The organism is Bradyrhizobium sp., from assembly GCF_030693485.1.
In the GTDB taxonomy this organism is placed as follows: domain Bacteria; phylum Pseudomonadota; class Alphaproteobacteria; order Rhizobiales; family Xanthobacteraceae; genus Bradyrhizobium.
The window spans coordinates 13,776-39,115 of record NZ_JAUYAN010000042.1; the positions used below are offsets into that span (position 1 = coordinate 13,776).

The 25,340-nt window shown below is 63.7% G+C and carries 23 protein-coding genes and 1 pseudogene; 16 read left to right on the top strand and 8 right to left on the bottom strand.

Going from position 1 to position 25,340, the window contains the following annotated elements; translation table 11 throughout:
• Positions 1–249 precede the first annotated feature (249 nt).
• The gene (locus Q8N40_RS03315) at positions 250–453 is read left to right on the top strand and encodes a cold-shock protein (protein WP_305319116.1); all 204 of its coding nucleotides are present in this window, start codon (positions 250–252) and stop codon (positions 451–453) included.
• 78 nt (positions 454–531) lie between these two features.
• On the opposite strand, the gene Q8N40_RS03320 is transcribed toward Q8N40_RS03315, so the two are convergent.
• From Q8N40_RS03320 to purM, 3 genes are read right to left on the bottom strand one after another with little or no spacing between them, the layout of a single operon-like run.
• Complete coding sequence (locus Q8N40_RS03320; RefSeq protein WP_305710794.1) at positions 532–1,461, bottom strand: ketopantoate reductase family protein; 930 nt, start codon at positions 1,459–1,461, stop codon at positions 532–534.
• Between the two features lie 35 nt (positions 1,462–1,496).
• Positions 1,497–2,150 (bottom strand): phosphoribosylglycinamide formyltransferase, encoded by a 654-nt coding sequence (purN, locus tag Q8N40_RS03325; RefSeq protein ID WP_305319114.1) that lies wholly within the window; start codon positions 2,148–2,150, stop codon positions 1,497–1,499.
• Between the two features lie 19 nt (positions 2,151–2,169).
• Complete coding sequence (gene purM, locus Q8N40_RS03330; RefSeq protein WP_305319113.1) at positions 2,170–3,243, bottom strand: phosphoribosylformylglycinamidine cyclo-ligase; 1,074 nt, start codon at positions 3,241–3,243, stop codon at positions 2,170–2,172.
• A 158-nt stretch (positions 3,244–3,401) separates the two neighbouring features.
• Here purM and Q8N40_RS03335 point away from each other — a divergent pair, with 158 nt between their 5' ends.
• The 4 genes from Q8N40_RS03335 (at position 3,402) to ppx (ending at position 8,513) form a co-directional block, all read left to right on the top strand.
• Entirely contained in the window at positions 3,402–3,944 is a 543-nt protein-coding gene (locus Q8N40_RS03335; RefSeq protein WP_305319112.1) for a CDP-alcohol phosphatidyltransferase family protein, read from the top strand.
• Positions 3,945–3,954: 10 nt separating this feature from the next.
• On the top strand, positions 3,955–4,632 hold the full coding sequence (locus Q8N40_RS03340) for a DnaA ATPase domain-containing protein (RefSeq protein WP_305319111.1): 678 nt from the start codon (positions 3,955–3,957) through the stop codon (positions 4,630–4,632).
• Between the two features lie 167 nt (positions 4,633–4,799).
• The gene (locus Q8N40_RS03345; protein WP_305710795.1) at positions 4,800–6,998 is read left to right on the top strand and encodes an RNA degradosome polyphosphate kinase; all 2,199 of its coding nucleotides are present in this window, start codon (positions 4,800–4,802) and stop codon (positions 6,996–6,998) included.
• Between the two features lie 12 nt (positions 6,999–7,010).
• Complete coding sequence (ppx, locus tag Q8N40_RS03350; RefSeq protein WP_305319109.1) at positions 7,011–8,513, top strand: exopolyphosphatase; 1,503 nt, start codon at positions 7,011–7,013, stop codon at positions 8,511–8,513.
• A gap of 135 nt (positions 8,514–8,648) precedes the next feature.
• On the opposite strand, the gene Q8N40_RS03355 is transcribed toward ppx, so the two are convergent.
• Together Q8N40_RS03355 and ndk are read right to left on the bottom strand one after the other, a co-directional pair.
• Entirely contained in the window at positions 8,649–8,882 is a 234-nt protein-coding gene (locus Q8N40_RS03355) for a hypothetical protein (protein ID WP_305710796.1), read from the bottom strand.
• 195 nt (positions 8,883–9,077) lie between these two features.
• Positions 9,078–9,500, bottom strand: coding sequence for a nucleoside-diphosphate kinase (gene ndk, locus Q8N40_RS03360; RefSeq protein WP_305319107.1), 423 nt, complete (start codon positions 9,498–9,500; stop codon positions 9,078–9,080).
• Between the two features lie 272 nt (positions 9,501–9,772).
• Between ndk and Q8N40_RS03365 the strand changes: the two genes are divergently transcribed.
• Together Q8N40_RS03365 and Q8N40_RS03370 are read left to right on the top strand one after the other, a co-directional pair.
• On the top strand, positions 9,773–9,961 hold the full coding sequence (locus Q8N40_RS03365; RefSeq protein WP_305710797.1) for a hypothetical protein: 189 nt from the start codon (positions 9,773–9,775) through the stop codon (positions 9,959–9,961).
• Positions 9,962–10,048: 87 nt separating this feature from the next.
• On the top strand, positions 10,049–11,926 hold the full coding sequence (locus Q8N40_RS03370) for an ABC-F family ATP-binding cassette domain-containing protein (RefSeq protein WP_305710798.1): 1,878 nt from the start codon (positions 10,049–10,051) through the stop codon (positions 11,924–11,926).
• Positions 11,927–11,958: 32 nt separating this feature from the next.
• Here Q8N40_RS03370 and Q8N40_RS03375 read toward each other — a convergent pair whose 3' ends face one another.
• The 3 genes from Q8N40_RS03375 to Q8N40_RS03385 all read right to left on the bottom strand — a co-directional run bounded on the left by Q8N40_RS03375 (position 11,959) and on the right by Q8N40_RS03385 (position 14,602).
• Complete coding sequence (locus tag Q8N40_RS03375; RefSeq protein ID WP_371135601.1) at positions 11,959–12,513, bottom strand: hypothetical protein; 555 nt, start codon at positions 12,511–12,513, stop codon at positions 11,959–11,961.
• Positions 12,514–12,636: 123 nt separating this feature from the next.
• Positions 12,637–13,089, bottom strand: a complete 453-nt coding sequence (locus Q8N40_RS03380) for a DNA polymerase III subunit chi (RefSeq protein WP_305321720.1) — start codon at positions 13,087–13,089, stop codon at positions 12,637–12,639.
• Between the two features lie 10 nt (positions 13,090–13,099).
• Positions 13,100–14,602 (bottom strand): leucyl aminopeptidase, encoded by a 1,503-nt coding sequence (locus Q8N40_RS03385; RefSeq protein WP_305321719.1) that lies wholly within the window; start codon positions 14,600–14,602, stop codon positions 13,100–13,102.
• Between the two features lie 351 nt (positions 14,603–14,953).
• Here Q8N40_RS03385 and lptF point away from each other — a divergent pair, with 351 nt between their 5' ends.
• The 9 genes and pseudogenes from lptF to Q8N40_RS03430 all read left to right on the top strand — a co-directional run.
• The gene (lptF, locus tag Q8N40_RS03390; RefSeq protein WP_305321718.1) at positions 14,954–16,123 is read left to right on the top strand and encodes an LPS export ABC transporter permease LptF; all 1,170 of its coding nucleotides are present in this window, start codon (positions 14,954–14,956) and stop codon (positions 16,121–16,123) included.
• On the top strand, positions 16,120–17,217 hold the full coding sequence (lptG, locus tag Q8N40_RS03395) for an LPS export ABC transporter permease LptG (RefSeq protein WP_305321717.1): 1,098 nt from the start codon (positions 16,120–16,122) through the stop codon (positions 17,215–17,217). The genes lptF and lptG overlap by 4 nt, the downstream gene beginning before the upstream one ends.
• Before the next feature lie 56 nt (positions 17,218–17,273).
• Complete coding sequence (locus Q8N40_RS03400) at positions 17,274–19,712, top strand: LPS-assembly protein LptD (RefSeq protein ID WP_305710802.1); 2,439 nt, start codon at positions 17,274–17,276, stop codon at positions 19,710–19,712.
• Between the two features lie 77 nt (positions 19,713–19,789).
• Positions 19,790–20,728 carry a SurA N-terminal domain-containing protein gene (locus Q8N40_RS03405; protein ID WP_305710799.1) on the top strand — a complete coding sequence of 313 codons (939 nt, stop codon included), beginning with the start codon at positions 19,790–19,792 and terminating at the stop codon, positions 20,726–20,728.
• A gap of 3 nt (positions 20,729–20,731) precedes the next feature.
• Positions 20,732–21,736, top strand: a complete 1,005-nt coding sequence (gene pdxA, locus Q8N40_RS03410) for a 4-hydroxythreonine-4-phosphate dehydrogenase PdxA (protein ID WP_305321715.1) — start codon at positions 20,732–20,734, stop codon at positions 21,734–21,736.
• Complete coding sequence (gene rsmA / locus Q8N40_RS03415) at positions 21,733–22,593, top strand: 16S rRNA (adenine(1518)-N(6)/adenine(1519)-N(6))-dimethyltransferase RsmA (protein WP_305321714.1); 861 nt, start codon at positions 21,733–21,735, stop codon at positions 22,591–22,593. Before pdxA ends, rsmA begins: the two co-directional genes overlap by 4 nt.
• 14 nt (positions 22,594–22,607) lie before the next feature.
• Complete coding sequence (locus tag Q8N40_RS03420) at positions 22,608–23,666, top strand: alcohol dehydrogenase (protein ID WP_305321713.1); 1,059 nt, start codon at positions 22,608–22,610, stop codon at positions 23,664–23,666.
• Between the two features lie 81 nt (positions 23,667–23,747).
• Positions 23,748–25,097, top strand: a complete 1,350-nt coding sequence (locus Q8N40_RS03425) for a caspase family protein (protein ID WP_305710800.1) — start codon at positions 23,748–23,750, stop codon at positions 25,095–25,097.
• A 30-nt stretch (positions 25,098–25,127) separates the two neighbouring features.
• Positions 25,128–25,340: pseudogene (locus tag Q8N40_RS03430) on the top strand (hypothetical protein); the annotation flags it as partial.

Below are 25,340 nucleotides of genomic sequence, written 5' to 3' on the forward strand. Positions count from 1 at the left end.
GGCTGCCACAGCTGATTGCAGGCAATCCCGTCGGCCCACTCGATTTCCGGAGCCGGGTCAGAGGCTTGCTAACGCAACAATTTCATGTTGCAATATCCAGCACAATCGGATCCAGGCCGTTCGACTGTGCGTTTCGCGACGATGAAGTTCAAGACTCGGAAATTAAGCAGACTTCCGGAAGCCCGCTTGTGGCGTGGCACGCAAAAAGCGTGGCCGCGTCTTTTTTATGTCTAGACCAGGAGACAGGCGATGCAGAAAGGCACCGTCAAGTGGTTCAACCCGACCAAGGGTTATGGGTTCATCAAGCCGAACGGCGGCGATAAGGACGTGTTCGTCCATATCTCGGCGGTCGAGCGCGCCGGGCTCTCAACCCTCAACGAAAATCAGGTTGTCGAATATGACCTCGTGGAAAATCGCGGCAAGAGCTCCGCGGAAAACCTCAAGGTCTCGTAGCCTTCGTGACGATCTGCGCAAGCGATCATGATGGCCCCCCTGCTCGCGCCGGGGGATTTTATTTGTCGTTGGAAAATTTCAACCTGCCAGCATCCGGCGCTCGCGCGCCCTGATCAGGCCGACCACCGTGTCATTGACCGGCGTGGCGATCCCGAGCGGCTTGCCGAGCCGCGGGATCGCGCCATTGATGGCATCGACCTCGCAGCGGCGGCCGGCATTGTAATCCAGCAGCATCGACGGTCGCGCGTCGGGAATCTTGCCGCCGAGTTTTCGGACGTGCTCGATCGGATCGCCGACATCGAGCCGGACGTTGGAGGCCTTCGCCACCGCGACCGCTTCCGCGGCGCAGCCGCGCGCCACGCTCCAGGCATCGGCATCGTCGAGGATCTGCCCGATCGTCAGCCCGGTGACGCAGGAGGTCCCGGAAAAGGCGACGTTCATGATCAGCTTTTCCCAGACCATCTGCTTGATGTCGTCGAACAGCGCGACCTTGAAGCCTGCCGATTGCCAGATCTTGGCCGACGCCTGCAGCAGCTGTTTCGGCAGGCCCTGGAAGGCGCCGAACCGGATCATCTCCATGCCATTGTGGTGGGCATGGCCGGGTGCCCGTATCGACGCCCCAAATCCGCCGACCACGCCGACGGCGATGCGATCGGCGCCGAGGATGGGACCGGCGATCTCAGGCGATCCCAGACCGTTCTGGATGGTCTGGACGATCGTCTCCGGCCCCAGCAGCGGAAGGCAGGATCGCGCCGCCGCCTCTACGTCGAAGGCCTTGGTGGCGATGATGACGAGATCGCACGGCCCGATGCCGTCCGTGGTGGTCGAAGCATGAATCGGCACCGTGCGGTCGCCGCTGGCTCCCTCGCAGCGCAGGCCGTTGCTGACCATCGCCTCGGCGTGGTCGGGCCACAGCGTGACCGCGTGCACCTCGTGGCCGGCATCGACCATCAGCGCGGCATACACCGATCCCATCGCGCCACAGCCGACTATCGCAATCTTTGCCATTTTGATTTCTCCGTGCGGACCGTCGGCGTAAAATTTCAGGTTGCGGCGGGCGATATCAATACAGCGCCGACGCCGATATTGCCTTCGGTCTTGCAGATCTCGCCTTCGAGACGTGCCTGGCCGGCGGCGAGCAGCCGCAGCGCATCGGGATAGATGCGGTGTTCTACCCCGAGAATCCGATCCGCCAGCGTCTCCGCCGTGTCGTCATCGGCGACCGCAACCGCGCCCTGCATCACGATCGGGCCCGCATCGGTTTCGGGAATGACGAAATGCACGGTGGCGCCGGAAATCTTTACGCCGGCGCGCAGCGCCTGGCCTTGCGGATCGAGCCCCGGAAACGACGGCAGCAGTGAGGGATGAATGTTGAGCATCCGGCCATACCAGTGCTGCACGAACTCGGCCGTCAGCAGCCGCATGAATCCGCCGAGGCAAATCAGTTCGACCCGGTGCTGGTCCAGCGTCGTCTGCAGCACCGCCTCGAACGCTGCGCGGTCCTTGCCGAACGGCTTGCTTTCGATCGTGACCGTCGCAATGCCGCTGGCCCTGGCCCGCTCCAGCCCGCCGGCATCGGCGCGGTTTGAAATCACGACCACAATCTCGGCCGGAAAATCACTGGCGCCTGCCGCCTCGATCAGCGCGGCCATGTTCGAGCCGCGTCCGGAAATCAGGATGGCGACCCGGCGCTTCATGGCCTCACCATGCAGGATTTTACCATGAGAGATCGAGATGACCATTATAGACCACGCGATGTTCGCCCTCGGCCGGGATCACCTCGCCGAGCAACGCCACGCTCTCGCCGGCTTCGGTGAGAATGGCGGTGACTTCCTCAATGGCATCAGGCCTGACGATCGCGATCATGCCGATGCCGCAGTTGAAGGTGCGCAACAATTCGAGTTCGGCGATGCCGCCCTGCTGCGCCAGCCATTTGAACACCGGCAGCACCGGCAGACGCGCCAGATCGATGCCGACGCCGAGATGTTTCGGCAGCACCCTCGGAATATTGTCGGTAAAACCGCCGCCGGTGATGTGGGCAAGGCCCTTGACCGCGCCGGTCTCACGGATCGCGCGCAGGCAGGAGCGGACATAGAGCCGGGTCGGTGTCAGCAGCGCGCCGCCCAAGGTCATGACCGGCGAAAACGGCGCCTGCGCCTCGAAGCCGAGGCCCGACACCTCGACGATCTTGCGGACCAGGGAAAAGCCGTTGGAATGCACCCCCGACGAGGCGAGCCCGATCACGGCGTCTCCAACAGCGATATCGCCCCGCGGCAGCAGCGTGCCGCGTTCGGCGGCCCCGACCGCGAAACCGGCCAGATCGTAATCGCCATCCTTGTAGAGCCCCGGCATTTCCGCGGTCTCGCCGCCGATCAGGGCGCAGCCGGACTCCCGGCAACCCTCGGCGATGCCGGCCACGATCATCGCGGTGGCCTCGGGGTCGAGCTTGCCGCAGGCGAAATAATCGAGAAAGAACAGCGGTTCGGCGCCCTGCACCACGAGGTCATTGACCGACATCGCCACCAGGTCGATGCCGATGCCGCCATGCAGGCCGGTCTCGATGGCGATCTTGACCTTGGTGCCGACGCCGTCGGTGGCCGCCACCAGCACCGGGTCCTTGAAGCCCGCGGCCTTGAGGTCGAACAATCCACCGAAGCCGCCGATTTCGGCATCGGCGCCCGCTCTCGCGGTGGCGCGGACCATCGGCTTGATCAGATCGACCAGACGATTGCCCGCATCGATGTCGACGCCGGAATCCGCGTAAGTGAGCCCGTTTTTGCGGTCGATCATGCCCTAATCCAGATGAAGGCGGCTGGTTACGTCGGATTCCGTCCTCGTGCAATGGCTCGCATGCGGCGTCAGCATGTACTATGTAGACAGGAACCGGTCTGGGCTGCCAAGGGCTGGATCATTTGCGAAATCAGGCCGGTAGCCGGGAAGCGACCGAGTTGAGTATTCCGAACATCATTACGCTGGGCCGCATCCTCCTGGTGCCGGTCATCGTCTGGGCGATCGCGTCGAACCAGATGGCGATCGCCTTTGCGCTCTTCATCGTTGCCGGCGTCAGCGACGCGGTCGATGGTTTCCTGGCCAAGCGCTTCAATATGGCGAGCGAGCTGGGCGCCTTGCTCGACCCCCTCGCCGACAAGGCCCTGCTGGTCTCGATCTACATCGCGCTCGGAACCTGGGGCGCCGTACCCGGCTGGATCGTCATCCTCGTGGTTTCGCGCGACATCATGATCGTCGCCGCCGTGATTGTGTCATGGTTGGTCGGCAAGCCGATCCCGATGAAACCGTTGATGGTGTCGAAGCTCAATACGGTGGCGCAGGTGGCGTTCGCGTCACTGGTGCTTGCCTCGCTGGGCTTCGGCTTCAATCCGACGCCCTACGATCTGATCCTGATGGGTTTCGTCACGGTCTTCACGCTGGTTTCCGTATCGCTCTATCTCATGGAGTGGGTGCGGCACATGAGTACCGTCGAAACAACCTAGAGAGATTTGCGTGGTCGTCCGCGTTCAACCCCGCCAGCTTGCATTCGCGCTGCCGCATGCAGAGAGCCTGACCCGCGACAATTTTCTCGAAGGTCCGGCCAATGAAGCGGGCCTGGGGCTGATCGACGCTTGGCCCGAATGGCCCAACCGCGTGATGCTGCTGGTCGGCCCGGAAGGCTGCGGCAAGAGCCACCTTGCCGCGATCTGGGCCGAGCAAGCCGGCGCACGCTCGATATCGGCGCATGCGCTGACCGCGGCCGCCGTGCCGGGTGCGCTGGCGACCGGCGCGCTGGTGGTCGAAGATCTCAGATCGGGGGATTTCGACGAACGGGCCCTGTTCCACCTGATGAACCTGGCGCGCGAGGACGAGGCGTTCGTCCTGATCACCGCGCGGGAGTCGCCATCGGCGTTTGAAGTCGACTTGCGCGATCTGCGCTCGCGTCTGCGCGCGGTGCCGGCGGTAACGCTGCTGCCGCCCGACGATCAGCTGTTTCGCGCCTTGATCGTCAAATCCTGCGCCGACCGGCAGCTCACGATCGACGAGACCGTGGTGAGCTATCTCGCCACCCGGATCGAGCGGTCCTATGCCGCCGTGCGCCAGACCGTCGAACTGCTGGACACCGAAGCCCTGAGGCTCGGCCGCCCGGTGACCCGGGCGCTGGCGGCGGAATTGCTCCGCAACGCCTGACCCTCAAGCAGGCTTGCTTCAAGCCGGTACCTTTCGTCGCTGCGCCATCTTGACCGCGCGACGACCGGGAACATCAATGTCATTGAAACGTCATCGCGATAACACATGCTCTGCTGCGCATTTGCCGGAAACGGCGCAAGCATCGCGCAGGATTGGACCGAACCTTGATGGAATCCGCACAAGCTGTTGTAATCAAAGAGAAAGAGGCGGAATCCGAAGCCGGCCCGGCAGTGGCTTCCAGTCCCGAACGCTTCATCAATCGCGAGCTTTCCTGGCTGAACTTCAACCGCCGGGTCTTGGAGGAATCGGTCAATCCCGGCCATCCCGCGCTGGAGCGGGTGCGATTCCTGTCGATTTCAGCCAATAACCTTGATGAATTCTTTATGGTCCGCGTCGCCGGCATCAAGGCCCAGGTGCGCGAGGGCATTGCCGAGCGCAGTCCCGACGGCCTGACCCCGTCCGAGCAACTCGTCCAGATCAACGAGACGGTGTCCCGGCTGACCGGCGACCAGCAGGCGATCTGGCGCGACCTGCGGGGCATCCTGGCCGAGGTCGGCATCGTCCTGGTCGACGGCCGCGACGTCAGCAAGTCCGAGCGGGCCTGGATCGAGGATCATTTCCTCCACAACATTTTCCCGCTGCTGACGCCGCTCGCGATCGATCCGGCGCATCCCTTCCCGTTCATCCCGAGTCTCGGATTTACCGTTGCGCTGCAGTTGGCGCGGGTCTCCGACGGCAGGCCGATGAATGCGCTGATCCGCATGCCCGGCAAGATCGATCGCTTCATCCGGATGCCCGCAGGCAAGGATGCCTCGGTACGGCTGATCACGCTGGAGCAAGCCACCGGCCTGTTCATCGGCCGGCTGTTTCCCGGCTACACCGTCAAGGGCCAGGGCGCCTTTCGCATCATCCGGGACTCCGAACTCGAAATCGAGGAAGAGGCGGAAGATCTGGTTCGCCTGTTCGAGACCGCGCTGAAGCGCCGGCGGCGGGGATCGGTGATCCGGCTGGAGATCGAAGCCAATATGCCGGAAGAGCTGCGCGCCTTCGTGCAGCGCGCGCTGTCGACCACCGACGACGAGGTATTGCTGGTCGACGGCGTGCTGGCGATGAACGAGCTGTCGCAGCTGACGCGGCTCGACCGGCCGGATCTCGAATTCGCGCCTTACGTCCCGCGCCATCCCGAACGCGTGCGCGATCATGGCGGCGATATTTTTGCGGCGATCAGGCAGAAGGATCTGATCGTTCATCACCCTTACGAATCCTTCGACGTCGTCGTCCAGTTCCTGCAACAGGCGGCCCGCGACCCCGATGTCGTCGCCATCAAGCAGACGCTCTATCGCACCTCGCACAACTCGCCGATCGTGCGGGCGCTGGTGGAGGCCGCGGAGGCCGGAAAAACCGTGACCGCGCTGGTGGAACTGAAGGCGCGATTCGACGAGGAAGCCAATATCCGCTGGGCCCGCGATCTCGAGCGCGCCGGCGTGCAGGTGGTCTATGGATTCATCGAGTTGAAGACCCACGCCAAGCTGTCGCTGGTGGTGCGCCGCGAGGGCGGCAGCCTCACCACCTATGTCCACACCGGCACCGGCAACTATCATCCGGTCACCGCGCGCATTTATACCGACCTCTCCTACTTCACCTCGGATCCGATCATCGGGCGCGACGCCGCGCGTGTGTTCAACTACATCACCGGCTATGCGGAACCGATCGATATCGAAAAGATGGCGGTATCGCCGCTGACACTGCGCGAGCGGATGCTCGAACATATTCGCGGCGAGACCCAGTTTTCCCGTAACGGCAAGCCGGCGGGAATCTGGCTCAAGATGAACTCGCTGGTTGATCCCGATATCATCGACGCGCTTTATGAGGCGTCGCAGGCCGGCGTGCCGATCGAACTGGTGGTACGCGGCATTTGCTGCCTTCGGCCCGGCGTACCAGGACTTTCGGAGAATATCCGCGTCAAATCCATCATCGGCCGTTTTCTCGAACATGGCCGAATCTACTGCTTCGGGATGGGACAGGGCCTGCCCAGCGCAAAAGCTGCTGTGTATATCTCCTCCGCCGACATGATGCCACGCAACCTCGACCGGCGAGTCGAGATCCTCTGTCCACTGCAAAATCCTACGGTGCATCAGCAGGTTCTCGAACAGATCATGGTGGCAAACCTGAAGGATACCGAGCAGAGCTGGCAGTTGTTGCCGGATGGATCGTCAACGCGTATGAAGGCCGCGAAGGGCGAGGAGCCCTTCAATCTGCACGATTACTTCATGACGAATCCGAGTCTGTCAGGCCGTGGAAAGTCTCTCAAGGAATCTTCGCCGCGCCGCCTCACGCGCCGTTCCGAGCGTCACCAGTCGCCCTAGGAGGGCGACATCGTGAAGCGGCCGCGCAAGGGCGCCTCCAGCGTCGCGGTCATCGACATCGGCTCGAATTCGGTGCGGCTCGTCGTCTATGAAAAGATGGCGCGCAGCCTGATCACCATCTTCAACGAGAAGGCGCTGTGCGGCCTCGGCCGCGAGGTCCAGACCAGCGGCCTTTTGGCGCCGGATGCCGTCGCCAAGGCGCTGACCGCGCTGCGGCGGTTTCGTGCGCTGTGCCGGGTGATGAAGGTCGGCCGCGTCCATGCGATCGCAACCGCCGCCTGCCGCGACGCCAGCAACGGCCCCGACTTCATCGCCAAGGCCGAACGCATCTGCGGCTGTCCGATCGAGAGCCTGTCGGGTCCGCGCGAGGCGCATTTGTCGGCGCTGGGCGTGGTTTCCGGCATCCACAAGCCCGATGGCATCGTCGGCGATCTCGGCGGCGGTTCGCTGGAACTGATCGACGTGCACGGCAACCGGGTTCGCAGCGGCGTGACGCTCCCGCTCGGAAGTCTGGCGCTGCAGGACGTGTCGCAGAAATCGCTGAAGCGCGCCGAGCGCATCGTCAAGACGGATCTTGCCGGCGTGGCACAGCTCAAGGCCGGCAGCGGCCGCACCTTCTATGCGGTCGGCGGAACATGGCGGGCGCTGGCCCGCATCCACATCATCCAGAGCGGCTATCCGTTGCGGGTGATGCACGGCTATTCGATCCCGGCGGCGGCTGCGCTCGATTTCGCGCAGCGCCTGCGCCGGCTGGCGGCGGCCGACATGCTGGCCGACATCGAAGCCGTCGCCGACGCCCGCCGGCCACTGCTGGCCTATGCGGCCCTCGTGCTCGAATACATCATTCGCGTCGCCAAACCCAAGACCATCGTGTTCTCGACCTTCGGCGTGCGCGAAGGCCTGCTTTACGCGAAGCTGCCGCAAACCGAGCGTTCGAAGGATGGCCTGATCTGTGCCGCGCAGACGCTGAACGAATTGCTGTCGCGATCGACCCGGCACGCCGAGGAACTGATCGGGTGGACCGATCGGCTGGTCCGCGTCGTCAGGCTCAAGGAAACCGAAGAGGATCGGCGGCTGCGCCATACCGCCTGCCTGCTGTCGGACATTGGATGGCGGGTGCATCCCGACTATCGCGGCGAGCAGACGCTCAATCTCATTACCAACGGCAATTTCGGCTCCATCAGCCATCAGGGCCGGGCCTTCGTCGCACTCTCGGTATTTTACCGCTACGCCGGCCTGAGCGAACAGAATGAACCGCCCACGATCATTCAGCAGCTGGTGCCGCCGGCCATGGTCGAGCGGGCACGGCTGCTCGGCGCGGCGTTTCGCGTCGCCCATCTGATATCGGCGGCGCGGCCCGGCGTGCTGCCGCTGACCCATTTCCGCAGCCAGGGCCGCAAGCTGATGCTGGTGTTCGAGCACAGGATGGTGGACCTGGTCGCCGATCGCGTCGGCAGCCGGTTCAAGCAGCTGGCGCGGCTGGTCGGCCGCGCCGGATCGATCGTGCGGCGCTAGAGCGGATTTATCAGGCTAGAACCTTGATAATACGCCAATTTTATTCCCCGAGCGGCGCAGCGCGAGCCGGGGTGCGCCTACTGTACATGGGGTTGTTTTCGAGATTTTGGTCCGGGCCGTGTTGTGCCCGGGCCGTTAAACCGCCGTCGCGGAATGCGCGTCGCCTTGCAGCTTGCGCTTCCGCCACATCGATCCCGCCACCAGGACGGTGACGATGCCGATGATCCCGAACACCACCTCGCCGCCATGACCGTCATTGGCGAACTGCGGGAACACCCTGAGCGGCGCGAGGAATGAGTCGAGCGTCATGCCGACCGGACCGTTGAATACCGCCTTCAGATACGGGACGACGGCGGGATCGGTCGCCATCACCTCAAAAGGATGTTGATCCACATGATCTTGCCGAGCGCGGCCCAAAAGGCCGGCTGCTGCATCTCGGCGTGAAACTAGGTGAAGAAGGTCGAGAACGCCGCGGGATCGAAGATATGCATTGCCCAGCTCACAGCATATTCCCCCGGCGTCAGGCCGTCTCAACCGGCTATGGCTTGCCGCTTTCTTTGTCGATCAACCGACGATTTCGTTGCCCGAGAAGAACTGGGCGATTTCGATCGCCGCGGTCTCGGCGGCATCGGAACCATGCACCGAGTTTTCGCCGATCGACTTCGCGTGCAGCTTGCGGATGGTTCCGTCGGCGGCCTTGGAAGGATCGGTCGCACCCATGACCTCGCGATGCTTCAGCACAGCGCCCTCGCCCTCGAGCACCTGGACCACGACCGGACCGGACGTCATGAAGTCAACCAGCTCGCCGAAAAACGGCCGCGCCTTGTGGACACTGTAAAAGGTTTCGGCCTGCTCCCGGGTCATGCGAATGCGCTTCTGGGCAACGATCCGCAGTCCGGCCTTTTCGATCAGCGCGTTGATCGCGCCCGTCAGGTTGCGCGCGGTCGCGTCGGGCTTGAGAATCGAAAAGGTACGTTCAATCGCCATAATATCGTCCTTGAAAACCGCTGGTGGGAGTTGCGGCGCTTATATCGGCGCCGTCAGGGAACGGCAAGCGACCGGTCGCTGCAATTGAGCCCGGATCGGGCCGATTTCGTTCACACCGGCCGGGCCGCCATGAGCGTTGCCTCGAACGGCGTCGGCGGCGGTTTCAAGCCATTCCAGCGAGCAGGCATGCAATCCACCCCGGGCAGAAACCATTTCCATCCCGGTGACTTGTCTCTGCAACATCACCACCGAATACCAAGCGGGATGCCGTCATGAACAGCCACACCGACACCAGCGAACAGATCGATCGCAAGACCAGCCGATCGATCTGCCATGCCGTGGGCGAACGGCTGCAGCAGCACCTTCGCCCGCTGGAATCCGAACTGCCCTCCGACCTGGCACATCTGGTGGATGAACTGCGAAAACAGGACGCCCGCGGTCGCCGAATGCGTCCGAACTAGGCCCTATTGCGGCATCAGCCGCTGCGCCGCGGACATTTCGCACAATTAACGGGTTGCGTTTTGGGACGGCTCCGGTGAAAAGCCCGGATGCTTTCAATCACCGATATTTCGGTCCGGATTGCCGGACGGCTTTTGATCGATACCAGCTCGGTGCAGATCGTGCCGGGCTCGCGCGTGGGCTTTGTCGGCCGCAATGGCGTCGGCAAATCGACGCTGTTCCATGCGATTCGCGGCGAGTTGCCGACCGAAACCGGTTCCATCTCGATCCCTCCCCGCTGGCGCATCGGCAGTCTCGCCCAGGAAGCGCCCGACGGCCCGGAGAGCCTGATTTCCGTCGTGCTGAAGGCCGACCTGGAACGTGATTCGCTGCTGGCCGAAGCCGAGACCGCGCACGATCCGTCGCGCATCGCCGATATCCAGACCCGGCTCGTCGATATCGACGCGCATTCGGCGCCGGCGCGCGCCGCCGCGATCCTGAGCGGCCTTGGATTTTCCACCGCCGATCAGGCGAGGTCCTGCTCGGAGTTTTCCGGCGGCTGGCGTATGCGCGTCGCACTGGCGGCAACGCTGTTTTCGGCGCCCGATCTATTGCTGCTGGACGAGCCCACCAACTACCTCGATCTCGAAGGCACGCTGTGGCTTGAGGACCATCTGGCGAACTATCCGCGCACGGTGATCGTCATCAGCCATGACCGCGACCTGCTCGACACCTCGGTCGACCAGATCCTTCACCTCGATCGCACCAAGCTGACGCTCTACAAGGGCACCTATTCCTCGTTCGAGGAGCAGCGCGCCACCCGCGAGATGCTCGACGCCAAGCACGCCAAGCGGCAGATGGACGAACGCAAGCGCCTGCAGGCCTTCGTCGATCGCTTCAAGGCCAAGGCCTCGAAAGCCCGCCAGGCGCAGTCGCGCGTCAAGATGCTGGAACGGATGAAGCCGGTCACCGCGCTGGTGACGCAGGACGTCCGCGAAATCTCCTTCCCGGTGCCCGAGCGCATGCTGTCGCCGCCGATCATCGCGGTCGACAACGTCTCGGTCGGCTATGACCCGAAGAAGCCAGTGCTCAATCGCGTTACCCTGCGCATCGACACCGACGACCGCATCGCCCTGCTCGGCTCCAACGGCAACGGCAAGTCGACGCTGGTCAAGCTGCTCGCCAACAAGCTGGCGCCGTTCTCCGGTCACGTCACCCGCGCCGAAAAGCTGTCGGTCGGCTATTTCGCGCAGCATCAGGTCGACGAGCTCAATCTCGACGGCTCGGCCTACGATCACGTCCGTAAACTGATGCCGGACGCCACCGAGACCAAGGTACGCGGACGCACCGGCGCGATCGGGTTCTCCGGCAAGGCCGGCGATACCCTGGTCAAGAGCCTCTCGGGCGGCGAGAAGGCACGGTTGCTGCTGGGACTGGCGACCTTCTTCGGTCCCAACATGATCATTCTCGACGAGCCGACCAACCATCTGGACATCGACAGCCGCGCGGCGCTTGCCGAAGCGATCAACGAATTTCCCGGCGCCGTCATCATGGTCTCCCATGATCGCTATCTGATCGAGGCCTGCGCCGATCAATTGTGGGTGGTCGCCGATCAGGCGGTCACGACCTATGACGGCGATCTCGACGATTACCGGCGCTTGGTGCTGTCGGCGCGCGGCATGCGCTCGAATTCGCGCGACCGCGGCGACAATGATCGCGGCGACGGCCGCGACAAGCCCGCGCGCAACAAGCCCGAGAAGCGCATCCCGCTGAAGCAGAAGATCTCGGACGCCGAGGCCGAGATAGCGCGCATCAACGGCATCATTGCCAAGATCGATACCGCGCTGGCGCTGCCGGATCTGTTCAAGCGCGATCCGAAGCAGGCAGCCCAGCTCGGCAAGGCGCGGGCCGGCGCCCAGAGCGCCCTGCAGCGCGCCGAGGAAGAATGGCTGACAGCAAGCTCGCAATATGATCAGGCGACGGGCTGAGGCAGAACCGCTCTGGGACTGCGGACCTGCGGTCAGGTCGCGGCCGGCTTCTTCTTCGGCTTCGCCGTTCGCGGCGGCACCACCGGTTCGGCGCCACGTTCGATCGAGCTCAAGCGTCCGGCGGTAAAGGTGTAAATTCCGGCGCGCTGCCCGCGCGAATAGGTCACCACTGCCACCCGGTCGCCGCGTGCATTGTTCGAGAGGTTGACGCTATCAGGGGCGCCGATGCCGCGCACGACGTCGCATTCGGTATGGAGAAGCGCCACCGTTCCCCGGGTCGAGGGCACCGGCGCTCCGGCCGCGCCGTCAGTCAGGGCATTGGCGTCCGAACCGGGAGGCGCCATTCCCGGGCAGCCGCCATCGGCGCTCACCAGGTCCTCCGCCGTCACCGGCTTTTCGGGGGTCAGGGGCGTCGTCTCGATCGAAACGCTCCGGATGAACACCCTGCCGGAACGGGAAAACCATTCCGCGTCCTTCGACAGCAGATCGGACTGAAACATGTTGGACGCGCCCGAGCAGCCCGCCATCAGGGGGGCCAGCAGCAGCAGCGCCAGCAGGCGTTCGCGATGAAGGTTTGTGTCTCGCACGATTAACCGAATTCCCAACCCTGTCGCTTAAGCGGTTGTCCCACCATCACTTTGCGGCATGAGCGTGACTATGTCCAAGCTCGCGGGCCGAAACCGCAGATTATCATTAATTGCGTTATATCGCTAATTCCGCCGCTGCCACCGGCCGCGCTCGTCGGCCTGCCAGTAGGTGACCTCGAACCCCCGCGACTTGCAGTCGGTCCAGGCGCCCCGCGCCGCGCCGAGCGCGGTGTCGTCGTCGCCGTTAAAGACCAGCACCAGACGGTCGTAGCTCTCGCAGTCCGGGGGCAGCGCGGCATTGTCGATCAAAAACCTCACATTGGCCCTGTTCGGGTTGCCCTCCTCCACCGCCAGCACGATCGGCTGATCCTGGGCATCGGTGGCCCGCCAGGTCGCGTGCGGCAGGAATGAATCGTCGCGATAGGTCCACAGATGGACGTCGAGCGCGTCTGCACGCTCTTCCGATGTCGACTGCACCACTACCCGCCAGCCACGCTCCAGCGACTTCTCCAGCAACGGCGGCAGCACGTTCTCGAGCAACATGTCCTGCAGATGGTAGAACAGAACTTCCGTCATCGGGTTTCAGCTATTTGCTGCCTTCGTAATACTCCGCCACCAGCCGCTCCAGCAGGCGCACGCCATAGCCCGAACCCCAGCTGTGATTGATCTCGGACTTCGGCGCGCCCATCGCGGTTCCCGCGATATCGAGATGCGCCCACGGCGTGTCGTCGACGAAGCGCTGCAGGAACTGCGCGGCGGTGATCGACCCGCCGTTGCGGACGCCGGCATTCTTCACATCGGCGAACTGCGAATCGATCTGCTTGTCATATTCCGGGCCCAGCGGCATGCGCCACACCCGTTCCCCGGTCTCGAGCCCGACCTTGGTCAGCCGTTCGGCCAGTTCGTCGTTGTTGGAAAACATGCCGGCATATTCGGTGCCGAGCGCCACCATGATCGCGCCGGTCAGCGTTGCCAGATCGACCATGAATTTCGGCTTGAACTTCTTTGCCACGTACCAGAGCACGTCGGCCAGCACCAGACGGCCTTCGGCGTCGGTGTTGATGATCTCGATGGTCTGGCCGGACATCGAGGTCACGATGTCGCCGGGGCGTTGCGCATTGCCGTCGGGCATGTTTTCGACAATGCCGATGGCGCCGACCACATTGGCTTTCGCCTTGCGCGCCGCCAGCGCATGCATCAAGCCGACCACGCAGGCCGCACCGCCCATATCGCCCTTCATGTCTTCCATACCGGCAGCGCCCTTGATGGAGATGCCGCCGGTATCGAAACAAACACCCTTGCCGACGAAGGCTACCGGCTGCTCGCCTTTCTTGCCGCCATTCCAGCGCATCACCACCATGCGGCCGGGCTGCGTCGAGCCCTGGGAGACGCCGAGCAGCGCGCCCATGCCGAGCCTGGTCATGGCCTTGACGTCGAGAATTTCGACATCGACGCCGAGCTTGCGCAACTGCGCGGCGCGCCGGGCGAATTCCACGGGATAGAGCACGTTCGGCGGCTCATTGACGAGTTCGCGCGCCATGATGACGCCATCGACAATGTGTGCGCGAGGCGCGAAGGCTTTTCGCGCGGCAGCGACATCGCCGACCGCGAGCGAAACCTCGGCGCGCAACGCGGCATCCTCGCCGTCCTTCTTCTTGGTCTTGTAGCGATCGAATTTATAGGCGCGCAACCGCACTCCCGATGCCACCGCGGCGGCCTGGTCGGGCTTCATCGCGCCATCAGGCAATTCCGCCATGATCGTCACCACCGCATTGCCGGCGAGCAGCTTGCCGGCCGCCGCGCCGCCGAGCTTGAGAAAATCATTGTCCTTGATCGCCGACGGCTTGCCGGCGCCCACCACGATCAGCCGGGAGGCCTTCAGACCCTCCGGCGCCAGAATATCGAGCGTCGAACCGCTCTTGCCCTTGAACTGGTTGGTTTCCGCAGCGCGCTTGACCACATCGGCAGCCCTGCCCAGCCCCTTCCGGGTCGCCGCGCCGAATTTCAGCGTTTCGTCGCAAAACACCACCAGAACCCCGCGCGGGGCAGTGGAAAACGGAACGAAGCCGACCTTGACGGCGTCGGACATGGGCAAATCCTCCAGTAATTCAGGGCTGTCGCGGGGTCGGCAACCGGCCGGGCTGTGTTTCGAGTGTTCTCATCGGCTGTGGCTGCACATCCGCGGGAAGCGTGGTCCTGATCACTATGGCCTGCCAGCCGCCGCGCTGCCAAGCGTGTCAGTGGCTCATAAGCCACATAGCCCGAATTATTAACCATATGGCAAGGGTGCCATGGCGCAGCCATTTTGTTGACGGATCAAAGGGATGGTAGTGAGAATGTGGGCCGGCAGGACAATTGCGGCGCGACCAATGGGGATCCCGTAACAGGGATTGGTCGTGGGCCGCGGTTCCGGTTCGCCAGGTGGGATCGTGCGGTAGCGATGGGGTCGATCGACAAGTATATTTTTCGAACGACGCTGGCGTCGTTTGCGTTGATTCTGGTGAGCCTGACAGGGGTGATCTGGATTACGCAGGCGTTGCGCGGCATCGACCTGATGACGAGCCAGGGCCAGACCATCGTCACCTTTCTCGGCATCACCAGCCTCGTCATCCCGGCGCTGGTGCTGATCATTGCGCCGATCGCGCTGATGATCGCGATCTCGCATACCCTCAACAAGCTCGCGACCGACTCCGAGATCATTGTGATGAATGCGGCGGGCCTCTCGCCGTTCCGGCTGTTTGTTCCGTTCTTCTACGCCACCTGCGTGGTGTCGGTCATGGTTGCCTTCATTGCGGCTTACCTGGCGCCCGACGGCATGCGTCGCATCAAGCAGTGGGACGCCGAGATCACCGCCGACGTGCTTACCAACATTCTGCAGCCCGGCCGCTTTGCCTCGCTGGACCAGAATCTCACCATCCGCATTCGCGAGCGTCAGCCGGGTGGCGTGCTCGCCGGCATTTTTGTCGATGATCGCCGCGACCCCAAGGAACGCGTCACCATCATCGCCGACCACGGCACCATCCTGCGCAACGAGAGCGGTTCATATCTGGTGCTGGAGGACGGAAATCTGCAGCGTTTCGAAGCCGGCAAGCGCGACCCGGCGCTGGTGGCGTTCGGCCGTTACGCATTCGACATGTCGAAATTCTCCAACAGCGGGCGCGACGTCGCGCTGGGAATCCGCGAACGCTACATCTGGGAATTGCTGTCGCCGTCACCTGAGGATCCGGTTTACAGGCAACTGCCTGGCCAGTTCCGCGCCGAATTGCATGACCGCTTCATGGCGCCGATCTATCCCTTCGCCTTCGCAGCGTTGACGTTCGCGTTCCTGGGAACGCCGCGCACCACGCGGCAGAGCCGCAGTTTTGCGATCGGCGGTTCTATTTTTGCCGTGTTCGGACTGCGCATGGCGGGATTCGCCTGCTCGGTCATGACGGTGAGGTCACCCGTCGCAGCCGCCGTTCAGTACATGATGCTGTTCCTCGCGATCGGCGGCGGGATGGCGATGATTTTGTCGGGCACCGTGGTGGAACCGCCGGCCGCCCTGATGGAAGCCATCAACAGGTCGAACGAACGTATTCTGCGGCTGTTCGGACGACCGGCCGCAGCATGAGCATGATGACCAACACACTCGGGCGATATTTTGCCGGCCGCTTCGTGGTCTCGGCGGTCGGCGCGTTCGCGAGCATCTTCCTGCTGCTGGTGCTGGTCGATTACATCGAAATGGTCCGGAAGACATCGGGGCTGGCTTCGGCGTCCGCCATCACAGTGGCGAAAACGTCCCTCTATCGGGTGCCGCAACTGCTCGAAAAAATGATGCCGTTCTGCGTCCTGATTGGCGCGATGACCTGCTATCTGGCGCTGTCGCGGCGGCTGGAACTCGTGGTGGCGCGCGCCGCCGGCGTTTCCGCCTGGCAGTTCATTGCGCCGGCGCTGGCAAGCTCGATCGTGCTCGGGTTCCTGGCAACCGTGGCCTACAATCCGATGTCGGCCAATCTGCGCGAACTATCCAAGCGCATGGAGGCGGAACTGTTCGGCTCCGCGTCCGGCGGCGGGATCCAGGACGCATCCGGCTTCTGGCTCAATCAGGTCGGCAGCGACGGGCAGTGGATCATCAACGCCGCCCGCAGCGAGCAGCAGGGCGTCCTGCTCACCGGGCTCACGGTGTTCAAGTTCGACATCGACTTCCAGTTCAAGGAACGTATCGAGGCGCGCGAGGCGCGGCTGGAGGAAGGCCGCTGGGCGTTCAAATCGGCGCGCCGATTCTCCCTCAATTCCCCCCCGGTTGATCAGGACAGTTTCTTCATCCCGACCAGCCTGACGCCTGCTCAGGTCCGTAACAGTTTTTCCACCCCCGAAACTGTGTCTTTCTGGCAACTACCGAGCTATATCCGGTCTTCGGAAAGCTCGGGATTCGCGACCGCCGGGTACCGGTTGCAGTACCATAAGCTCATTGCACAGCCGTTTTTGCTGGCTGCCATGGTGATGTTGGCAGCCTCCGTGAGCCTGCGCTTCTTCCGTTTCGGCGGCGTGCAAAAGATGGTTTTGAGTGGCGTGGGAGCAGGCTTTCTGCTCTACGTTCTGTCGAAAGTAACTGAGGATTTGAGCAAGGCTGAGTTGATGCATCCGATCGCTGCGGCGTGGCTGCCTGTGTCTGTGGGCGGCCTCACCGGCTTTTTGGCCTTGCTGCACCAGGAGGACGGGTAGTGGCCGTTGTCGCCGCCCGCCAGAGAAGGTCGTCCGTGTTCCAGCGGCGCACGTTCGTGCGCCGCTACTGGAGCCACTTGGCCGCAGCCGGCGGCCCGGTTCTGGCGCTGGCCGCCGGGCTGATTCTGGCCACTGCGCTCGAGATCGCGACCACGGCGCCGGCGTCCGCGCAGTCTTTCACCTATAATCCGCGCCCGCCCAAGCCCGCCCCGCCCCGCCCCGCCAATGACGGGCAGATGCTCGTCCAGGCGGTCGAGGTCAATTACGACTACAATAATCAGCGGGTGTCGGCGGTCGGCAACGTGCAGATGTTCTTCAACGGCACCGGCGTCGAGGCCGACAGGGTCATCTACGATCAGAAGACCAAGCGGCTCCACGCCGAGGGCAACATCCGCATGACCGATGCGGAGGGCAAGATCACCTACGCCAACGTCATGGATCTGAGCGACGACTACCGCGACGGCTTCGTCGATTCGCTGCGGGTCGACACCGCCGACGCCACGCGAATGGCGGCAACGCGGATGGACCGCTCCAGCGGAAACTACACCGTTTTCGAGAACGGCGTTTATACCGCCTGCGCACCCTGCAAGGACGATCCGAAGAAGCCGCCGCTGTGGCAGGTCAAGGGCGCGCGCATCATTCACGACCAGACCGAGAAGATGCTGTACTTCGAAAACGCGCAACTGGAATTCTTCGGCGTTCCGATGGCGTATCTGCCGTATTTTTCGACGCCCGATCCGACCGTGAAGCGCAAGACCGGATTCCTGATGCCGGGCTTCAGCACGGTGACGGGGTATGGGTTCGGCGTCGAGACGCCGTTCTATTGGGCCATCGCGCCCGACTACGACGCGACCTTCAACCCGCGTTTCACCACCCGGCAGGGCGTGCTGTTCCAGGGCGAATTCCGCCAGCGCCTGATCAACGGATCGTATCAGATCCGCGGTTACGGCATCAACCAGCTCGACCCCGGCGCTTACGCCGGTCAGCCCGGCGACCGCAATTTCCGCGGCGGCATCGATACCAAGGGCCAGTTCGCGATCAACGATAAATGGGTGTGGGGCTGGGACGGCGTCCTTTTGTCCGACTACTACTTCATGTCCGACTACCGGCTGGCGCAGTACCGCGATCCCCTGGGCTCGTTCCTGAGCCTGCCGACCGAAGCCATTTCGCAGCTTTACCTCACTGGCGTCGGCAACCGCAGCTTCTTCGATCTGCGCACGATCTACTACCTCAGCTTCTCCGGTAACCAGGACAAGGTTCCCGTCATTCACCCGGTGCTCGACTATTCGAACGTGGTCAACAGCCCGATCTTCGGCGGCGAGTTCAGCTACAAGACAAACCTGACCAGCCTGTCGCGCAGCACCGCAGCGTTCGATCCGATTACGACGGTGGCCAACACCGCGGGCCTGTGTCTGAACACGTCGGCCGATCCGCTGGCCCGGATGCCCAACGCCTGCCTGCTCCGCGGCGTGCCCGGCACCTACACGCGGGCTACCGTCGAGGCGCAATGGCGGAAGTCGTTCACCGATCCCATCGGCCAGATCTGGACGCCGTTCGCCATCGTCCGCGCCGACGCGATCGACGCCTCGATTTCGAACCAGCCGGGCGTTTCGAATTTCCTTCCGGTCGGCGACACCCAGGCGCTGCGCGTGATGCCGACCGTCGGCCTCGAATACCGCTATCCCTTCATCAACGTTCAGCCCTGGGGCTCCACCACGATCGAGCCGATCGCGCAGATCATCCTGCGACCCAACGAAACCTATGCCGGCAGGCTGCCCAATGAAGACGCGCAGAGCATGGTGTTCGACGCCAGCAACCTTTTCTCCGTCGACAAGTTCTCCGGCTATGACCGCGTCGAGGGCGGCGGCCGCGCCAATGTCGGCGTCCAGGCGACCACGCAATTCGACCGCGGCGGCTCGGTCAATGTGCTGTTCGGGCAATCCTACCAGCTGTTCGGCCTGAACTCGTATGCAGTCGCGGACATCACCAATACCGGCCTTGCTTCCGGCCTGCAGAATACGCGATCCGACTATGTCGCCCGCGTCAATTATTCGCCCAACCGAACCTACACGGTCAGCGCGCGCGCGCGCATCGACGAATCCACGCTCGACGTCAATCGTTTCGAGGCTGAAGGCCGCGCCAGTTTCGACCGCTGGTCGGTCAGCCTGTTGTACGGCAATTATGCTGCGCAGCCGGCGCTTGGTTACCTGACGCGTCGCGAAGGGTTGCTCGGCAGCGGATCGATCAAGGTCGCCGCGAACTGGGTGGTGACGGGAGCCGCCCGGTGGGATCTTGAAGCCAACAAGCTCAATCAATACGTCGTCGGAGCAGGCTATGTGGACGACTGCTTCGTGCTGGCTGCCAATTATGTGACCTCGTACCAATATTCGGCGGGCACCACGCCGCCGACGCTCAGTCACGCGTTCATGTTCCAGATCGGCCTGCGGACACTAGCCACCACGTCCTCAACGGGCAGCGGCGCCGGCATACAATAGAGCCGGATTCGATGTTGCCGGGCCATTGCCGCCGTCGCGGATCCAGTTCGAACCGGGTTGATACAGCGAAGATGATCATGACGAGCCCCAAGCCCTTTCATCGCCTTCGATCGCTCGTGCTGGGTTGCGCCGCGGCGCTGGTCTTGATGGCCGGCGGTTCGCCGCTGCAGGCACAGACCGTGGCCGTCATGGTCAACGGCGAACCGATCACCAATTACGACATCGAACAGCGCGCCAAGCTGAATTTCCTGACCACGCGCAAGCCGCAGCCCCGCCAGGAAACCATCAACGAACTGATCGATGAAAAGGTGAAGGTCAAGGAAGGCAAGAAGTTCGGCGTCGAGCCGACTTCGACGGATGTCGATCAATCCTACGCTCAGATGGGTACGCGGATGCGCATGTCCGCCGACCAGCTCAGCAAGACGCTCGAAGGCCAGGGCATTCGCCCTGACACGCTGAAGGCGCGTTTGAAGGCCGAGATCGTCTGGACCAGCCTGGTCCGCGGCCGTTTCAAGGGAAGCCTCCAGGTCGGCGAGAAGGACGTTGCCGCCGCCGCTCAGGCCGCCGGCAACGAGAAACTCGAGACCGAAGCCTTTGAATACCAGCTGCAGCCCGTTGTGCTGGTTGTTCCGAAAGGGTCGGCCCCCTCCCTGTTCGAGGCACGGCGCAAGGAGGCCGAAGCGCTGCGCACCCGGGTGCAGACCTGCGAAGAGGCCAACGCGCTGTTCAAGTCCATGCAGAATGCCACGATACGCACCATCGTGACCAAGACGTCGGCCGACCTGCCACAGGTGCTTCGCGAATTGCTCGACAAGACCCCGATCGGCCATTTGACCGCGCCCGAGCAAACCAGGCAGGGCATCGAAATGGTGGCACTGTGCGGACGCAAGCCCACCACCATCGACACGCCGAAAAAGCGGGAAATCCGCGACAAGATGTTTGTCGAGAAGTACGAGGCGAAGTCGAAATCCTACCTGCAGGAAGTCCGCAGAGCCGCGATGATCGAATATCGTTGATGCATGGCAAAGCCCCTCGCGCTGACCTCCGGCGAACCTGCGGGTATCGGGCCCGATATCACGATCAAGGCATGGCTGCGCCGCGATGAACTGAAGCTCCCGGCATTTTATCTGGTTGGCGATCTCGACTCCGTCGGCAAGCGCGCGGAACTGCTCGGGCTCAAGATCAGCCTCGCCGACGTTGGGCCCGAGGATGCCGCCGCGGCATTCGCCGACGCTTTGCCGGTGGTGGCCACTGGCAAGGCCGCGACGGCGCGGCCGGGCCAGCCCGATGACAGCAGCGCGGAGGCGGCGCTGGCCTCGATTCGCCAGGCGGTCGCCGACGTCGCCACCGGCCGGGCCAGCGCTGTGGTCACCAATCCGATCGCCAAGAGCGTGCTCTACCGCGCCGGCTTCCGGCATCCCGGCCATACCGAATTCCTGGCCGAACTCGCGGCCAGCGGCGGCCGCACGCCGCAACCCGTGATGATGCTGTGGTCGCCCACCCTGGCCGTCGTGCCCGTGACCATCCATCTTTCGCTGCGCGAGGCGATCGCCCAGCTGTCGAGCGAGTTGATCGTCAGCACCGCCCGCATCGCGGTAGCGGATCTGAAAGCCCGCTTCGGCCTCGTCCGTCCGCGCCTCGCGGTGTCCGGCCTCAATCCACACGCCGGCGAAGACGGTTCGCTCGGTCTCGAGGACCAGACCATCGTGGCGCCGGCGATCGAGATCCTGCGCCACGAAGGCATCGAGGTCCGCGGACCGTTGCCGGCCGACACCATGTTCCACGACGCCGCGCGCAAGACCTATGACTGCGCGATCTGCATGTATCACGATCAGGCGCTGATCCCGATCAAGACCATTGCCTTCGAGGACGCGGTCAACGTCACGCTCGGACTGCCGTTCATCCGCACCTCGCCGGACCATGGCACGGCGTTCGACATTGCCGGCACCGGCCGCGCCAATCCGTCGAGCCTGGTCGCGGCACTGCGGCTGGCCGCCCGGATGGCCGCGGCGCGGCCGGCATGAGCGGGATCGACGACCTGCCGCCGCTCCGCGACGTCATTCGTCAGCATGACCTCTCGGCCCGCAAATCGCTCGGACAGAATTTTCTGCTCGACCTCAACCTCACCGCGCGGATCGCGCGCGCGGCGGGACCGCTGGAAGACGCCACCGTGATCGAGATCGGTCCCGGCCCCGGCGGGCTGACGCGCGCGCTGCTGGCGCTGGGGGCGCGGCGCGTCATCGCGGTGGAGCGCGACGAGCGCGCGCTGCCGCCGCTCGAAGAGATTGCCAGGCACTACCCGGGACGGCTGGAGATCATCTGCGCCGACGCGCAAACTTTCGATCCGCGGCCATTGCTCGGCGGCGGTCAGGCGAAAATCGTCGCCAACCTGCCCTACAACATCGCAACCCCCCTGCTGATCGACTGGCTCTCGATCGAGCCGTGGCCGCCCTGGTACGACATGATGGTGCTGATGTTTCAGCGCGAAGTGGCCGAGCGCATCGTCGCGCGCGAGAATGACGAGGCCTATGGACGGCTGGCGGTGCTCGCCAACTGGCGCGCCGAGACCAGGATCCTGTTCGACATTTCACCCGCGGCATTCGTGCCGCAGCCCAAGGTCACCTCATCGGTGGTGCGGCTGGTACCGCGAAAGCTGCCGGAAGCCTGTGACCGCCGGGCGCTGGAGCAGGTGGCGGCGGCGGCGTTCGGCCAGCGGCGAAAAATGCTGCGGCAAAGCCTCAAATCGCTGGCCGTCGACCCGGCCCGGCTGGCCGCGGCAGCCGAGGTCGATCTCACCCGGCGCGCCGAAACCGTCCCGGTCTCAGGCTTTGTTGCCATGGCCCGCGAATTGATAAATATACGTCCGACAAAACCGTCCTGAAGGAGAGAAGCGCCATGGCGCTGATGAAACGCCAATCATTGGTCAAGTTCGATGCGCCGCTGTGCGAAACCATCGTCGATACGCCGAAGCCGCAAGGCAAGGAAGTCCTTGTCCGGATCGAGCGTTGCGGGCTTTGCCATTCCGATCTGCATATCCAGGACGGCTATGCCGACCTCGGCGGCGGCAAGAAGCTCGACACCACGCGCGGCATGACGCTGCCGTTCACGCTGGGACACGAAATCGCCGGCGTGATCGAGGAAACCGGCGCCGATGTTTCGAAGCACCTGATCGGAAAAAAAGTCGCCGTCTTCCCGTGGATCGGCTGCGGCCAGTGCCGCGACTGCCTCAATGGCGATGAAAATCTCTGCGCCAAACAGCGCTTTCTCGGCGTTTCCATCGACGGCGGCTTCGCCAGCCACGTGCTGGTGCCCGACGCCAAATATCTGCTGGACTACGATCCGCTGCCGGTCAATCAGGCCGCCACCCTGATGTGTTCCGGCGTCACCGCCTATGGCGCGCTTAAGCGGCTGGTCGACCGGCCGCGGCAACGCAATCTGCTGCTGATCGGCCTCGGCGGCGTCGGCATGATGGGTCTTTCGTTCGCGCAGGCGATGTTCAAGCAGCCGATTTCGGTGGCTGACCTGAGTGCGGCTGCGCGCGAGACCGCGCTGAAGAACGGCGCCACAGTCGCCTACGATCCGTCCGAAGCCGACATCGCCAAGCGCATCGTCAAGGAAACCGAAGGCGGTTTTGACGCAGTGGTGGATTTCGCCGGCAACGAGAGATCGATGGCTCTTGCTGTGGCTGCGGTGGCGCGCGGCGGCAAGATCGTGGTCTCCGGATTGATGGGCGGCAATTTCAGCCTGCCGATGGTGCAATGGATCTACAAGCGCATGACCATCGAGGGCTTCATGGTGGGAACGCTGGCCGAAGCCCAGGAATTGATGGCGCTGGCCCGTGCCGGCAAGATCAAGCCGACGCCGATGAAGGAAGAGCCGATGGGCGACGTCCAGAAGTGGATCGACGAGTTGCGGGCCGGCAAGGTCGTCGGGCGCATCGTGCTGAAGAATTGATACGGCCTCGCCGGGCGGCGCTTCTCGCGGTGCCCGGCGAGTGCTAGTCTGCTCCCATTGTATTCAGGGGATGCATCGAGGATGCGCCGGCCGGCCAATTGCGGACGACTGGGACTTGCAGCGCTAGTCGCGCTGCTGTTCGCGATTTTATCCGGTCCCGCCGCTGCGGAGAAACGCATCGCGCTGGTGGTCGGCAATGCCGCCTACCAGAACATCACGCGGCTCGACAATCCCAGCAACGATGCCAGGCTGATGGCTGACACGCTGTCGAGCCTCGGTTTCACGCTGATCGGCGGCCGCGCCCAGCTCGACCTCGACAAATCCGCGCTCGATACCGCCGTGCAGAATTTTGGCCGGCAAATCCAGGGCGCCGACGTGGCGCTGTTCTTCTATGCCGGCCATGGCGTTCAGGTCAGCGGCTCGAATTACCTGGTGCCGGTCGGCGCCAATCCGACCCGGGAGGCGGACGTCGACTTCCAGATGGTGGACGTCAATCTCGTGCTGCGGCAGATGCAGGGCTCCGGCACACGGCTCAACATGGTGATCCTCGATGCCTGTCGCAACAATCCGTTCGGCGCCCGCGGATTGCGCGCGTCCGATGGCGGTCTCGCCCAGATGCGGGCGCCGGAGGGCACCCTGATCTCCTACGCGACGCAGCCCGGCAGCGTCGCACAGGATGGCAACGACGACCACAGCCCCTATACCAAGGCCCTGGCGGCGACCATTCGGCAGGCCGGGCTCGACATCTTCCAGACCTTCAACCAGGTCGGGCTCGCCGTGAAGCGCCAGACCGGCGGGTCGCAACAGCCCTGGGTGTCGTCCTCGCCGATCGACGGCACCTTCTATTTCGTGCCGCCGGTAGCGACGGCTTCGCCGCAGGTGGCCGCGGCGCCGCCCCGGCTGTCCGACACGCTGCGTCCGGATCCGGACCGGGTCCCGATCAAGGATACCGTGCTGCTGCGGGAATTGAGCGACCGGCTCTATGAACGCAACTTCGATCCGGAGCCGCTCGACAGCAAGAACGGCATGAAGCTTGCGATCGCCAAGTTTCAGGAAAAGAGCAGCATGACGCCGACCGGCGAAGCCACCGAAGGCGTGCTCACGCGGTTGCGAAAAATGGAAGACCTGAAGCCGTGGGGGTCGATCGTCTACGGTCCCGACAGCGACAAATGGGGCATCTCCTGGAATCACGCATCGCGAAAGGCCGCTGTCGACGATGCACGCTCGAACTGCGGCGCCGGCAAATGTCCTGTCGAGTTGAGCTTTTACGGAACGAGGTGCGGAGCCTTCGCGATTTCAGGAAAATTATGGTCGCTGGTGGCGCGGGATACCGTCCAAAGGGCCAGGGAGGCGGCGCTTGACGAGTGCGGCAAGACTGGCAAATCTTGCCGCATCATCGGTGCGGCGTGCGCGGACGGCTCCGGTCGCTGAATGAAAATTGATTCACTGGAAATAATGCTGATGCCAAACCCCATTGGACGCCCGATCGGAATTACCTTTTTCTGCGCCCTCGCCCTCGCGATCGGTTCCGCTACCGCGCTCGCGCAATCCGGCAGCGCCGGTGGCAGCATCGGCAACGACGAAAAGTCGGTGTCCGGTTCGCGGCAGACGCCCCGGGCGGTCGAGGCCGAAAAGCCGGTGCGACGTAGCAAGCCCAAACCCGAGGAACCGCGC